This is a genomic window from Alteromonas portus (assembly GCF_005117025.1).
Classification (GTDB): Bacteria; Pseudomonadota; Gammaproteobacteria; order Enterobacterales; family Alteromonadaceae; genus Alteromonas; species Alteromonas portus.
The window spans coordinates 262,385-275,686 of record NZ_SWCO01000003.1; the positions used below are offsets into that span (position 1 = coordinate 262,385).

The 13,302-nt window shown below is 43.3% G+C and carries 15 protein-coding genes and 5 tRNA genes; 9 read left to right on the forward strand and 11 right to left on the reverse strand.

Annotated elements, in window-relative coordinates; translation table 11 throughout:
• Positions 1-25 precede the first annotated feature (25 nt).
• The 9 genes from E5672_RS19795 (at position 26) to E5672_RS07600 (ending at position 3,707) form a co-directional block, all read left to right on the forward strand.
• A complete protein-coding gene (locus tag E5672_RS19795) occupies positions 26-193 on the forward strand; it encodes a hypothetical protein (RefSeq protein ID WP_159613765.1) in 168 nt (55 codons plus the stop codon).
• A gap of 4 nt (positions 194-197) precedes the next feature.
• Positions 198-530, forward strand: coding sequence for a hypothetical protein (locus E5672_RS07565; RefSeq protein WP_136781642.1), 333 nt, complete (start codon positions 198-200; stop codon positions 528-530).
• Positions 517-699, forward strand: a complete 183-nt coding sequence (locus tag E5672_RS07570) for a hypothetical protein (protein WP_118494594.1) — start codon at positions 517-519, stop codon at positions 697-699. The genes E5672_RS07565 and E5672_RS07570 overlap by 14 nt, the downstream gene beginning before the upstream one ends.
• Positions 699-1,094, forward strand: coding sequence for a hypothetical protein (locus tag E5672_RS07575; protein ID WP_136781643.1), 396 nt, complete (start codon positions 699-701; stop codon positions 1,092-1,094). The genes E5672_RS07570 and E5672_RS07575 overlap by 1 nt, the downstream gene beginning before the upstream one ends.
• Positions 1,091-1,711, forward strand: a complete 621-nt coding sequence (locus E5672_RS07580; protein ID WP_136781644.1) for a hypothetical protein — start codon at positions 1,091-1,093, stop codon at positions 1,709-1,711. Before E5672_RS07575 ends, E5672_RS07580 begins: the two co-directional genes overlap by 4 nt.
• 214 nt (positions 1,712-1,925) lie before the next feature.
• Entirely contained in the window at positions 1,926-2,201 is a 276-nt protein-coding gene (locus E5672_RS07585; RefSeq protein WP_240692180.1) for a hypothetical protein, read from the forward strand.
• Between the two features lies 1 nt (position 2,202).
• Positions 2,203-2,409: a DUF4224 domain-containing protein gene (locus E5672_RS07590; protein ID WP_118494580.1), complete on the forward strand. Its 207-nt coding sequence runs from the start codon at positions 2,203-2,205 to the stop codon at positions 2,407-2,409.
• A 3-nt stretch (positions 2,410-2,412) separates the two neighbouring features.
• The gene (locus E5672_RS07595; RefSeq protein WP_136781645.1) at positions 2,413-3,414 is read left to right on the forward strand and encodes a phage integrase central domain-containing protein; all 1,002 of its coding nucleotides are present in this window, start codon (positions 2,413-2,415) and stop codon (positions 3,412-3,414) included.
• Positions 3,411-3,707, forward strand: coding sequence for a hypothetical protein (locus E5672_RS07600; protein ID WP_136781646.1), 297 nt, complete (start codon positions 3,411-3,413; stop codon positions 3,705-3,707). The genes E5672_RS07595 and E5672_RS07600 overlap by 4 nt, the downstream gene beginning before the upstream one ends.
• A gap of 171 nt (positions 3,708-3,878) precedes the next feature.
• On the opposite strand, the gene E5672_RS07605 is transcribed toward E5672_RS07600, so the two are convergent.
• From E5672_RS07605 to E5672_RS07655, 11 genes are all read right to left on the reverse strand, one after another.
• Positions 3,879-3,965 (reverse strand) — tRNA-Leu (locus E5672_RS07605).
• A gap of 59 nt (positions 3,966-4,024) precedes the next feature.
• Positions 4,025-4,098 (reverse strand) — tRNA-Cys (locus tag E5672_RS07610).
• 41 nt (positions 4,099-4,139) lie between these two features.
• Positions 4,140-4,215: transfer RNA gene (locus E5672_RS07615), tRNA-Gly, on the reverse strand.
• A gap of 169 nt (positions 4,216-4,384) precedes the next feature.
• Entirely contained in the window at positions 4,385-4,957 is a 573-nt protein-coding gene (gene pgsA / locus E5672_RS07620) for a CDP-diacylglycerol--glycerol-3-phosphate 3-phosphatidyltransferase (RefSeq protein ID WP_136781647.1), read from the reverse strand.
• Between the two features lie 123 nt (positions 4,958-5,080).
• Positions 5,081-6,898 carry an excinuclease ABC subunit UvrC gene (gene uvrC, locus E5672_RS07625; protein ID WP_136781648.1) on the reverse strand — a complete coding sequence of 606 codons (1,818 nt, stop codon included), beginning with the start codon at positions 6,896-6,898 and terminating at the stop codon, positions 5,081-5,083.
• Between the two features lie 30 nt (positions 6,899-6,928).
• Positions 6,929-7,573, reverse strand: coding sequence for a UvrY/SirA/GacA family response regulator transcription factor (gene uvrY, locus E5672_RS07630; protein ID WP_136781649.1), 645 nt, complete (start codon positions 7,571-7,573; stop codon positions 6,929-6,931).
• A 180-nt stretch (positions 7,574-7,753) separates the two neighbouring features.
• On the reverse strand, positions 7,754-8,482 hold the full coding sequence (locus E5672_RS07635) for a pirin family protein (RefSeq protein WP_136781650.1): 729 nt from the start codon (positions 8,480-8,482) through the stop codon (positions 7,754-7,756).
• Positions 8,483-8,689: 207 nt separating this feature from the next.
• Positions 8,690-10,150, reverse strand: coding sequence for an aminotransferase class I/II-fold pyridoxal phosphate-dependent enzyme (locus E5672_RS07640; protein WP_136781660.1), 1,461 nt, complete (start codon positions 10,148-10,150; stop codon positions 8,690-8,692).
• A gap of 198 nt (positions 10,151-10,348) precedes the next feature.
• Positions 10,349-12,466, reverse strand: coding sequence for a 5-histidylcysteine sulfoxide synthase (gene ovoA, locus E5672_RS07645; RefSeq protein WP_136781661.1), 2,118 nt, complete (start codon positions 12,464-12,466; stop codon positions 10,349-10,351).
• Between the two features lie 257 nt (positions 12,467-12,723).
• Positions 12,724-12,815: transfer RNA gene (locus E5672_RS07650), tRNA-Ser, on the reverse strand.
• Between the two features lie 387 nt (positions 12,816-13,202).
• Positions 13,203-13,294, reverse strand: a tRNA-Ser gene (locus E5672_RS07655).
• Positions 13,295-13,302: the final 8 nt, after the last annotated feature.

Genomic DNA, 13,302 nt, shown 5'->3' on the forward strand with positions numbered 1-13,302 from the left:
TGGGGCTCTGCCCCACTCAGTAACTATGAAACACATATTTCAATTGAACGGTACCGGAGTAAGTGCGTTGGCCAAGGTGATTGGTTCGAACCTGCCGGTTCAGTTTAGCGTTGATGAGGTTCGCCAGTTAGAGAGCCTTGCCATTCAGTTAGAACGCGCTGAAGCGTTAGAAGAAACAAGCAAAAAGGATTAGGCGAATGCCATTTAAAAGAAACATGACCGAGAAAAGCAAGTTCATGAAGGTCGTTAGACCTTTGCAAACGATCGTTGCGAATTGCAAAAATCCGTTATTTGAAAGTGTAGATTTCACGCTCAAATCACGCATTGAAGATGGTGATATTACCGCAGAAGTTACCATTTTCTGGCATGGCAATAGTGAAAGCAGCAATCTCTATAACAACCGCACTATTGATATCTATCAATTTTATGACATGCCGAAAATTGAAGAGCTTAAAGCAAAAGTGATTCGCCTATTGAAGGTGAAAACTATTGAAAATTTAGAAAAGGAATTCGCAAATGAGACCGCATAACGATGTATTTCAACAATTCACAGATTCATGCTTTCGCGGCAAAGGAACGACTGAAAAGCGCCGCACCAAGCAAGAGTCACTTGAAGCCTGTCGCGTTCGTCGTCGCATAGAAGCACTGGAAATGGCGAAGGAACTGGGCGTAACACTTGAAGATTTGGGGATGCAGTAATGATTAAACTTGATTTTAAGGCCTTAGGTCACTGCCCTGTTAATGGCGCCCTAATTTCAGCTAATGAGGTTAGAGAGGCATTCGCCCCAATCGTTGAAGCTGCCACACGCAATGAGCAAAAGCTTGAAATGCTGCTTGAACATTGCCTTCGTATCAACGTGGTAGATGAAGGTGAATGTGTAGCTGATGCAATTATTCAGGAGCTGGCGCGCGTTAATGCAGAAAATGAGCGCTTAAAGCGTTTGGCCATGTCTGAACTGCAGCAGCATGCAGAAACCATTAATGACGGTAACGTCGAATGCGGCCTATTGCAAAAACAGTGTGAGCAGCTGCAGGAACAAATCAATCAGGTCACTCGTGAACGTGATCAATGGAAAGAGGTGGCCAGCGCATGAGTGATGTAAACACAAATAAATTTGGGGGTGCTCTTCTATTTATCCTTGGTGAGTTCGCTGCTGCTGAAGAGGAAATGATTGAAGACGGTGGCATGGAGGTTTTTGGTGAAGACGACCAAGGCCGCGAGGGTTCGTGTGAAGTCAGTATCAATGAGCTGGCAAAAGCTGCGTCTGATGAAATTATTCACCTATCAGATCAGTTGGCAAAGGCTAATGAGCGCTTCGAAAAGCTGATACAAGAAAAAGAAGGTTACAGGCTCAGATTAGAAAAACAAAAAGAAGTTGTGGAGCGTTACCAACAGGAAGCTATAGAAACTGCAAAAGCACAAGAACGGTTCTGTATTGGTCGGGTCGTTGACGCGTTTGAAAAAGCCCAAATACCACGACACGCTAAGGCTGGCTGTATTGGTGAGTTTAATTTTATTATTGAAGATGGCGTGTGCTGCCCTCAGTGCTGGGAAGAACAAAGCGCCGACTGCGATATGTGCAATGGTGAGAGTGGCGAATCTGGCCTATCTGATTTAACAGCTACCGTCCCGTGGGGTTTATGCAAAGACATCTGGCTTCGCATGAATAAAATCTATGCCGAACAACTACGCAAGGAGCAAGAGCAATGAACTACGATAATCTTTTTAACATCAGCTGGGCGCTTTTGGTTTGCTCTTCACTTCTCTGTGTTTATGGTTTGATTGTTAGTTTCAAATACTACGGTGGAGACTGCCGAAAAGAGCCAAGGGTGTTTAACTATTTAATGCGTTCTGTGTGCTGGGTATGGATTGCATCTATAGTAGCCGTTTTCGTGTTTGGCCTACTGGCGTTGGGTAAAAACTTATGATGCAAATGAAGCTACCTAAGGCATGCATAGCCTGTAATCACTTTTCAGTTGAAGGGTATAAGCAGGATAAACACTGCCCTTACGTTGAAAAGTATACAGGCCGTGCCAAAGACAGAACCCAGTTCGGTACCTGTGAAGCGCATGGTAAAAAAGTATTCTGCACTGAAATCTGCAGCTGCTTCGTTCATGACTCATTAATTGAGGTGTTCGAAGTTACGAACAGGCCAGAACCGCTAGAGCCACACCAGGCTAAAATGTTTGAGGCACTATGATATGCAAATTGTAATAGGCTCAGATATAACGACAATGACCGGGTACGAAAAGCGAAGCTCTCAAGTACGCTGGTTTGAAGAGAACGGTATCACCTACCGTGTAAATGCTAAAGGGGAAGTGTGGACAACCGACGACTGGCTAAATGGCCGCGACAAAGCGCCAGCTGCAGCAAATGATGACGGTTTTAACCCTAACTTTTTGAAATAGATTATGCCACGTAAACGTAAAGTAGAAGATCAATGGATGCCTCAGCGAGTGTACAAGGGGCGCAGCGCTTACGAGTTTAAACCTGTAGGTGGTGGAACTGTGCGTCTTTGTGATGTCGACGCTAAACAATCGGAAGTATGGGCTGCTTACGAAAAGTATATGGCCATAGCCAACAACAAGCACACTGTTCAACACTTAGTTGAAACGTTCTTTGATAGCGCTGATTTCCGCGACTTATCGTTACACACGCGCAAAGACTATCAGAAGTACAGCAAGAAAGTACTCAGCGCATTCGGCAAAATGGACCCGAATACGGTTACCCCTGTCCATGTAAGAAAGTTCATGGACATTCTTGGCCAAAAATCACCAGTGCAAGCAAATAGACACAAAGCGTTTTTATCTCGTGTGTTTCGCTGGGCATACGAACGCGGCAAAGTGCAGCGCAACCCATGCCAAGGCGTTAAGCAGTTCAAAGAGAAAGCGAGAGACCGCTACATTGAAGACTACGAGTATGACGCGGTTTATCAGAGAGCTTGCCCAGTAGTTAAAGCAGCAATGGAAATTAGCTATTTGTGCATGGCCCGTAAAGCTGACGTGGTTAAATTGCATCAAAGCCAGCTGCTTAAAGACGGTATTTTCATACAGCAAGGTAAAACGGGTAAGAAGCAAATTAAGGAATGGGGCCCACGACTACGCAAAGCTGTAAGCACAGCAAATGAAATAAACCCAGATGTATTCAGCATGTTTGTGCTTCACCAGAAGAACGGTCACCCTTTCGCAGTAGCGAGTTTCGATCAGCGCTGGCGCAAAGCTATCATCAAGGCGCGCGAAGAAACCCAGCTACCTTTAGATTTCACGTTCCATGACATTAAAGCAAAAGGCATTAGTGATTTCGAAGGAACAGTAAGCGAGAAACAACAAGCCAGTGGCCACAAGACAGAAAGCCAGGTTCGTGTGTATGACAGAAAAGTAGCAGTGGTACCAACAGTGGAGAGTAAGAAGTGAACAGTTATTTATCCCTACCGCCAAAAGTTAAACCACTAAAAGATGTGATTTTGCCGATCGGCACAAGAATAAAGTTTGTAAAAGAACTGAGTAGTGGGCCAGACGAATTCAGCCCCGGCAATTTATACGCCCCGAAAGACGGGAAAGGTGAAGTGGTAGGTCATGACTGCTGGGAAGGTCATAGGGTTAAATGGGACAATTGGAAACATCCCTTTGGCGCCATTCACGGTGAAGAGTTTGTCCAAGATTACGAATGTGAAAGAATTAGTTGTTCGGAACTACCGAACAAGTGAACTATTCGGAATTTCCGATAAGTTGAAAAGCCGCTTAATTGCGGTTTTTTTGTGACTGAAGAGCGATGATATTCTGAAATTATATTCTGAAATATTCTGAAATGGGTTTTTCGTGTGTTTTGATTGGCGTGGGTGTACTTCGTAAGCTGTTGTATATAAAGGAAATTTAATTGGTGCCCGGGGCCGGACTTGAACCGGCACGCTGTTACCAGCGAGGGATTTTAAATCCCTTGTGTCTACCAATTTCACCACCCGGGCATCGGGTTGCTTTTCAGCAAAGGTGTCAGGCGTAGAACCTGATGCTGCGTTGCAGCGTTTGGAGGCGGAACCCGGAGTCGAACCGAGATAGACGGATTTGCAATCCGCTGCATAGCCATTCTGCCATTCCGCCAGATGCGTCTGGCGCGTGATTAAAACCTATCTCTAAGATATTGGAGCGGGAAACGAGATTCGAACTCGCGACCCCGACCTTGGCAAGGTCGTGCTCTACCAACTGAGCTATTCCCGCATGTCTTAATCGACCATTTCGTTTGGTTGATGTCCTCTCGAAATGTGGGGTGCATTCTACCTACCCATTCAAAACTGTCAACACAAAAAAGCGTTTAAATTGAGATAAATGCGGTTTTTTATGATCGTTTGCTATTTTTTTATTCACTTTGATTAAACCGCGATCAATTCTACTTTGTGGCGCCACTTCGAAGGTGTGGCCACGCCGCTTTTGTATAAACGAACATTGACCAAATAGACAGCACCGCTGAGAAATATAAAAGAATATAACCTAAAGAAACCCAATAAATAGTTATACCCATGAAAGTTTCTAACCCCGACAATAGCCCAATTAAGGCTAACATTTGTGCAGTGGTTTTTGCTTTACCTATAAAAGACACTTTGACGGCGTCCCTCACTCCGTTCGATCCCATCCATTCACGAAGCGCCGATACATAAATTTCTCTAACTAAAAGCGCAATAGATGGCAGAGTAATCCAAAGGTTTGCATAACTATGTGTGATCATAAGAAGTGCTGCACCTACTATCAACTTATCGGCAACCGGGTCTAAGAACGCACCGAATGGGGTTGATTGCTGCAGTTTTCTTGCTAAATAACCATCAAACCAATCTGTTATTGCAGCTAGCCAAAATATAAAAGCTCCTGCTTCGTGCGCCCAGCGCCAATCGAGAAAATATACAACGACAAAAACAGGAATAAGGATTACTCGAAATAAAGTAATACAGTTTGGAACAGTCCACATAAAAATTACGTCTCGGTGTTATGCCTCTATGGGCGATTTAGCGCGCTAGCGTTAACGCTCAGCTTCTTTCATTTTTTCTACACATTACCTTAATTTGCAATGTATTGCTTGTTACTCAGTCATTTATTGATGAAGGTGGTCGTAAATAGTATCAGCCAGCTCTGCGCTGATACCAGGTACACTTGCAATCTCATCTTTGCTGGCTTTTTTAAGACCCTGTAATCCCCCCATGAATTTTAGCAAGGTTTGTCTACGCTTAGCACCAATACCAGGTATGCTTTCCAAACTAGAGGTGGTTTTAACTTTCTGACGACGGTTACGATGCCCAGTTATGGCAAATCGGTGGGACTCATCGCGAATATGCTGAATAAGGTGAAGCCCCGGCGAATGACTGTCCATTGGCAGTACCTGATGACTACCGGCTAGAATTAGTGTTTCTAAACCAGGCTTACGTGTAGTCCCTTTTGCCACACCTAAGAGCATTGGCTTTTTATCATGTGGCCAGTCTTCAAAAAACGCTTCTGCTTGGGCAAGTTGCCCTTTACCACCATCTATTAATAAAAGATCCGGAATCTTCTGTACTTCTTTTACTGATTTGTAGCGACGCTTTAATGCTTGTGCCATGGCCGCATAGTCATCACCTGGGGTAATACCTTCAATGTTATAACGACGGTAATCACTTTTATGTGGCCCTTCACGATTAAAGACCACACAAGAAGCCACCGTTTGCTGACCAGACGTGTGAGAAATATCAAAACACTCCATGCGCTGAATGGGCGTGTCTACTTCAAGGGCAGCTTCTAGATCTAGATAACGAGCAAACACAGATTTTTGCTGGCTGTATTGGGCATCTAGCGCGGTTTGCGCATTTGACTGTGCAAGCTGTAAATATTTGCGCTTTTCTTCCCTCGCCCCTTTGAAGAAATGTACCTTATGCCCTGCTTCACTAGCTAGCACCGCTGAGATAGCGTCTTCATCGCTTAACGTATTGCTTAGCACTATCTGTTTAGGAATAACTTTATTACCGGCTAAATAAAACTGAAGAAAGAAAGACTCGAACACTTCTTGCTCGTCGGCAGTATTAGGCACTTTAGGAAAGTAGGCTTTACTGCCTAACAGTTGACCTTCGCGAATAAACATAACTTGAATGCACGCCATATTACCTTTGAATGCAAAACCAAATACATCCATTTCGTCTTGCGTACCGGCAACCCACTGTCGTTCTTGTACTTTACGTAACGCATTAATTTGGTCGCGGTAACGAGCAGCAGCTTCAAAGTTTAATGCCTCGCTGGCTTTTTCCATTTTTTCCACCAGCCCGCCAATGACTTGCTGGTTTTTACCTTTTAGAAATAATCGCGCAAAGTTGACCTGTTCTTTATATTCTTCATCGCTAACGTACCCTTCCACACATGGTGCGCTGCAGCGCTGCATCTGATATTGAAGACAAGGCCTACTACGCGCTCGATAGTAGCTATCTTCGCACTGACGTACAGGGAAAATACGCTGCATAGAGCGCAAGCTTTCTCTTACCGACCACGCACTGGGATATGGGCCAAAGTATTCGCCCTTTTTCTTTTGAGGCCCCCGGTGGAAAGAAAGCCGCGGGTGTTCATGATCAGATAGAAAAATAAAGGGGTATGATTTGTCGTCACGCATTACCACGTTGTAGCGTGGCTTGTATTTCTTGATGAAGTTGTTCTCTAGTAAGAACGCTTCGGTTTCGCTGTTTACGACAGTGACGTCCATATTCGCAATCTGACTGACTAGCGAACGGGTTTTAGCGTTATCAAGGTTAGTACGAAAGTAACTTGATACACGCTTTTTAAGGTTTTTGGCTTTTCCTACGTAAATAACCTCTTCCTGACTATTGTACATGCGGTACACGCCAGGTTGAGAGGTTAGATTCTTAAGAAATGCTGCTGAATCAAATGCAGGCATAATCGCTTTGACGTTACGCGTCTAGTGACGCTAAAAGGTGTTTGGATTGATGAGCTTGTGACGATAAGCTAAGTGCGTTAACTCTACGTCAGACTTCACGCCTAATTTTTGGAACATTCTATAACGATAAGTATTAACCGTTTTTGAGTTAATACTAAGCTCTTGGGCAATATCTGGCACTTTATGACCTTCAGTTAATCTCATGGCTATAGTAAGTTCTCTACTCGACAATTCGTCAAATGGATTATCTGAACTTGGTAATAACTTACCAATAGCGATGCTATTAGCGACTTCTTGATCAACATACTTTTGCCCTGCCGCTACTTTTCGAATAGCAAGGACCACTTCTTTTGATTCGGCGTCTTTGGTTAAAAACCCATACGCGCCAGCTTCCATGACTTGCATCGGTATTGGGCTTTCTTTGTGCATTGAAACACAGATTACCCGCGTATTTTCAGACATACGAACGATCTTCTTAGTCGCTTCAAGTCCACCAATACCGGGCATATTCACGTCCATGAGTACCACATCTGGGGCATTTTTTCGGCACAGCAGTACCGCGTCCTCACCATTCTTCGCTTCTGCAAGAATAGTAAAATCGTCGACGTCTTCCAGAATCCGGCGTATCCCTGTTCTGACCAAATCATGGTCATCTGCTAGGATTATTTTTATCACTCTAGTATCTCACTGACTTCAGTTTTATAAATAACTAGGACTAAGACCATCAATGATTATTAATGATAATTATTAACGGTCTTAAACCTCAACCAAGTCATCATACCACGAGATGAGAATTCGTGAAGTAGAGATACACAATTTGAAACTAAATTGTTGATCTGAATTGCTTTTAGTCATTTATTTAGGCAAATCAAACCACAGTGCCACCAGCTCGTCAGACGCTTTCAAACGAATTGTGTCTTCCTCAAAAACACCCAAAGCATCGCCTGCACCTATTTCAACAGCATTAGTTTCACTACTCACCATAGCATGCGCTTTGCCGCTAATAATGTGAAGGTAACCTTTGCGGTCTTCGGTGCCCTGTTCCCATGTTTCGCCAGCCTTCAACGTTAAGCGGCTTATCGCCGCGTTTTGTTTAATGCGTAATGACCCCTCTCTTCCGTCATCACTCACCAACAATTCACGCTTTATATCATGGTCATTTGCACTTTCCTGTGTGCCAAAGGTTTTTTGTGAATATCCAGGTGTGCCTCCTTTCTCGTTTGGTAGGATCCAAATCTGCAGAAAGTTAACAGGCTCTTCACTTGAAGGGTTGAACTCAGAATGCATTATGCCTTTACCTGCACTCATAACTTGTACGTCACCCGCAGGTACCACGTACTCATTGCCTGTGCTGTCTTTGTGTTTCAAAGCACCGCTCACGACATATGAAATTATCTCCATATCTCTGTGTCCGTGGGTTTCGAAACCTCTGCCAGCCTGAACCACATCATCGTTGATAACTCGTAGCGCTGAAAACCCCATATGTTTTGCATCGTAATAGTGACCAAACGAAAAGCTGTGTTGGCTTTTCAGCCAGCCAAAGTTTACTTTTCCTCTTTCATTCGCTTTTCTCAAATACATCATCTTGCATTCCTTATAACCGTAAGCCGCCACTGACTCTTCTGCCCGACCTGAATATTTTTGGGCAATAGCACATGTGTTAAGGGCTAATTATTTAATAAGGTCATTTTAATCCTCTTTAATAGAAATAAAATGTCATATATTTGAGCTTATTATTCTAATATTTAGAATTAATGTAACCATCGGTCAGGTGTTGCGGGTTAAATTCCGCTACGAAGTAAAGCACAACCGTTGCAACGCGGTTTCTATAACGCTGGGATGGCAAGCCAAATTAAGCCTAATATGATGTGGTGAGCCGAAAGGCGTGCCGTCGTTACCAATAACCCCTCTCCCAATACATTCTTCCACGCTCTTTACAGGCGAGTAATTGAGTAGCACACGAGCAGTTTCGGTCGAAGAAGTCTCATGCAATAAGCAGGTATTCTTTAAATGGGTAGGAAATGAAGAAAGGTTTAGCCACAAAAAGAAGCCCGCCCTACCCATTGTGTAATCTACTTGTATGCCATAATGTTCGAAAAAACGCACAACAAGCTTTCTATTGAAGCTGAGTGCACTTTTAACGGTGTCTAACCAAATACTACCTTTTTCGTAAGCTGCAATAAGTGCCACTTTACCGAGGTTACTTGCACTAAGGTGTCGAGCGTTAATAGCTTGCGCAAACGTTGTTCTGGTCTTTTCATCTTTAATAATGGCGTAAGACGCACCGGGAATGCTTGCTAAATTAAATGCTTTAGAAACGCTATTGAGGTGAATGATACGTGGCAATGCAGCACCAATATTGTTTGATTGGTCTGTGTTGCTTTCTTGTGCACTATTTTTCACACTGTTGTCCGTCACGCCGCTGATTTTTACCTTGCTTCGTTTCGCGTGGTTAGCACTTTCATCCACGCCAGCGCCAAACATAGGAATAATGGCAGGCTCATTAGAAGTGTTAAAGGCAAATTCGCTGTGTACTTCATCAGTTATTAATAAGATATTGTGATGTAAACAGAAATCAATAATTTCGCGCTGTGCTTTTGCACTTAAGATGGTGCCAGTGGGATTGTTGGGGTGACAGATGACAAAGGCTGTAGCTGTTTTGTCTAAAGTGCCAAGTTCGACACTGGTATCTATATCGTCAGCATCACAATTTAACGTATTTTTTCCTTGGCCTGTGGCCGATAATTCAGAAACTTTACTCTCAACAAAGCTTTGCTGCTGTAGAAGTGGAATATAAACAGGTTCTAAGGCGTTATTTTTGATGGACTCAGTTAAAGGCGAATAGGTAGGAGTAAGTACCATAACCTTTTGTCCAGGCTTACAGAACGTGTGAAGCGCAACATCTACCGCGCCAATAACACTTGCTATATCAACCACATCAACAGGTTCTACCCTAAACCTGCTGTGTTTCGGCGCACTGCGCTCATAACGTTTGGCTACGGCTTCTCCGATATCAAGTGATTGATATCCGTATGTAGAGCGGAGGTTTTGAGTAACTGCACTGAGAATGTCACTACAAGGCGGTACATCCATATCCGCTATCCACATAGGAACAGGCTCCCGCTGAGGTTCTATTATCGTTGCTTGAACGGAGGACGCACCCTGAAAGCGACGAAATATTGCCGAGTACTTAAGACGTGTTTGGTCAAGCTTCAGGTGTGCCGGTGTCTGCCATACTTCCTTATACGGCATAAATTCGCTTTGAAGCGCATTGAAAACAGGGAAAGGTTTTGGCGCTTCGTTCACCTTTTCGCGACCTTCTCAGTTAACTTTTTCATTTGTTCGTATGTACCTGAGAAAAACTCATTCGAGCAATAAGCGTATAATGCACCTAAACCTTAAAACGGGTGTATCAAGCCATGCTGTTTGCTGTTGAATGAGCTTATTCAATTAAACGTCGTGTACCTTTTCAAATACGTTAAATTCTGAAAGCGTGTGTTGATATTTACGCTTAGTTTCGCGAATAACAAACGGGATCTCAACCGGCTCTCCAACCCGTTTAAAATTATTGCCTAGCGCGTTCTCTAACGCTTGAGTAGAACTAAGTGTTTCACCATTCTCGTCTTTATAGCCACCCAACCACTCGCTTTTCTCTGTATATTCTTCTAACCAAGTGAAAGGGCTGGCAACAATAAGTAGGCCGCCCTTGTTTAAGCGTTTTGTCATATCAACAAGTACTTTTTTCGGGCTGTACACTCTATCAATCAAGTTACCCATAAAAATAAGATCGTATCCCGTAAACTGAGGCTTCAAGTTACACGCATCGCCTTGTGCAAAAGCAACCTTTTCCGCGCTTTCCGCTAGCCCTAACGACGACAGTTTACGCGCCTTAAACGACGTTAATTCACCTTCTTCAATCAGGTTATAGCGAATTTCACCCCGTTCTTGCATATCAAACGCTGTTTTAATGAAGCGAGCAGAAAAATCAATGCCATCAACGTGGTCGAAGTGCTTGGCAAGTTCAAACGTTGAACGACCCACAGCGCAGCCTAAATCTAACGCTTTAGCATGCTGTCGCCCTTTCATAGCGTCAATACAAAACTGTGCACTGGCTTTAGCAAAATTAGGCACGCCGTAGTACTCGTCACCGTAGTGAAACTCACTATATTGCGACACCTGTGTATCGCTCTCATAATCAAAATCGTTCACTGCTATAACTCGCTTTCCTTGAACATATCTAAACCCGGCATGCTGAAAGAAATGACGCCTAAATGCGTAACGACTGTCTTTCATTGCCTCGTTGCCTGTAGAAACCCAGCTACCTCCTTTAATGAGGTTATGCTTATTATCATATGTCGGCGTAGTAAAGTCGTCGTACAAAGGGTGCACCTTAAAACCTTCAAACGGATAGATAGGTGTTTCTGTCCATTGCCATACGTTGCCAACGACATCATAAAACTCGCCGGACTTATTTACATTAACAGGTTCACTCGACGCAAATTTTTGCAGCGCTACGTTGAATCCTTCGCCATATACGGTTTGTGTTATACCAGCCTGCTGACGTAACGCTTGCCATTCATTTTCAGTAGGAAGACGAATAAGCTCACCCGTTTTTTCACTCAAGTAATTACAAAATGCTTTCGCTTCATGATAATTCACATCAACTGGCCAATCTAAAGGCAATGGATGCTCTTCAAGCATACTGCGATACGCATAGTCTTCGCCCTTTTTTATCCAAAAGACAGGTTGCTGAGCCTGTGTATATTCACGCCACTTACTGCCTTCAGCCTCCCAGTATTTTGCGTTGTTATAGCCGCCGTCTTGCACAAACGATAAATACTCACCATTACTTACAAGAAATTTAGACGCACTAAACTCGCTAACGGATTCTTGCTGAGCACCATATTCATTGTCCCAACCGTAATAAGCACTGTCCCACGCTTTGTCGTTTATTACTTTCTGCGCCGGAACAGGCACTAAAACATTGGCCTCTAACGCTTTAGCATTAGTTTGCATAGTGTTACATGCAGGCCATTCTGAGCTGGGGCGCACCGATGCAATGGGTAACTGTCTAATTAGAACCGATGAGGTTTCTAAATGAATACGTTCATGCTCTATTCCCATTACAACGGGCCACATTGGGCTTTCCCAGTCAATAGGCATGCTGAAAGACATGGTATCTATTAAATCGCATACCAATGTGCGTACTTGATTACGATATTGACGCACCTCTTCCACCTGCGGCCAGTCGTAATTTGCGTCATTGAGATCATCCCAACTCATCTCATCAACACCAATGGCAAATAGCGATTCAAATTTTGGGTTAATGCGTTCGTTTATTGCTTTAGAAAGTACTAATTTATTAATAAAGAAAGTAGCAGTATGACCAAAATAGAAAATTAACGGATGGCGCAATTTTTCAGGTCGCTGATAAAAGACGTCATCGTTGGCAAGGCAAGAGAAAAGTGATTCATATGTATTGAAGGAATCGAGGAAATAAGCCTTTATTTCCTGTCTTTTTTGATCAACGGTTCCATCCCGTAAATTAAGTGTGGGCATTGCCTGCATAATGTCCTCTCGAATTCTTTTTATAACCACCAACTGCGTAGGACCAGCGAAACGTGCAAGCACGAATGACGCTTTTAAATGCCGTAATAATTTCAGTTGATTATTAACCTTTTTATTTATATCAAGCTTTTGTGAATAAAGCGCGACACAGATAGGTTTTTATGAAATGTTCTGTAATTACAAGATACAGACAGGAAGAGATCAGAAAATATTTCAAACATAAAAAAACCCGCAACTAAGTGCGGGTTTTCGTAATATGGCGGAGAGTGAGGGATTCGAACCCCCGGTGGGTTTGACCCCACGTCTGATTTCAAGTCAGGTGCATTAAACCGGGCTCTGCCAACTCTCCTGAAGTGACGCTTATCTTAATGATTTACGTCACGCTGTAAAGCACTAATTTCAATTAAATCAATCAACTGGTGAAATATTCACCTTTTCGCAAGAATAATAACCATCTTTATATCAAATGCTCTGGGTTCTCATTATTTTAAAACGCTTCTAGCCGTAAACTCTTACAAATGAACGTAAAAACACTTAGCGTAGGTTTGTACAACGATTGAAGTTCTCACTAGGTCTCTATACACAGCGACAGATCATGAAGCCAATAGCAACTATGCTCATCTGGCTTTGAATGATGTGATCATGTGCGGATTAAATATTTGGAAATACCCGAATTTTAAAGCGAGTAAATTTAGCCCATAAAAAAACCCGCAACAATGTGCGGGTTTTCATAATATGGCGGAGAGTGAGGGATTCGAACCCCCGGTGGGTTTGACCCCACGTCTGATTTCAAGTCAGGTGCATTAAACCGGGCTCTGCCAACTCTCCTGAAGTGC